Annotated in this window: 1 protein-coding gene; it reads right to left on the bottom strand. The window is 63.5% G+C overall.

Going from position 1 to position 417, the window contains the following annotated elements; genetic code table 11:
• The coding region (locus ACGFT1_RS35785; RefSeq protein WP_373913160.1) for an EF-Tu/IF-2/RF-3 family GTPase at window positions 1-375 on the bottom strand (375 nt) is incomplete at its 3' end.
• Window positions 376-417: the final 42 nt, after the last annotated feature.

Genomic DNA, 417 nt, shown 5'->3' with positions numbered 1-417 from the left:
CATGCTGAGCGTCGGCGGGTCAATCGGCTGGGCATGCAGTGGTTCGGTGACGCCGGGGTCGCAGATGGTGTTGGCGACCGTGGCGTTGGTCAGACCGGCAATCGAGATGATGTCACCGGCGCCGGCTTCCTCCACGGGAACACGCTCTAGACCCCGGAAGGCAAGGATTTTGGAGGCGCGACCCTGTTCGACAATCTTGCCGTCCGGGTCGAGCGCGTGGATCGGGGCGTTGAGCTTGATCGAGCCGGAGAAGATCAGGCCGGTCAGGATGCGGCCAAGGAAATTGTCGCGGTCGAGCAGGGTCACAAGGAATTTGAACGGACCATCGGGATCGGCGCTGGGAGCGGGCACATGATCGACGATGGTCTGGAACATTGGCGACAGGTCGCCGGACCGGACATCGGGATTGTCCCCGGC

Origin of the sequence: Streptomyces sp. Y20, assembly GCF_043195475.1 — a bacterium.
GTDB lineage: Bacteria > Actinomycetota > Actinomycetes > Streptomycetales > Streptomycetaceae > Streptomyces.
This window is presented reverse-complemented; position numbering and strand designations above follow the sequence as displayed.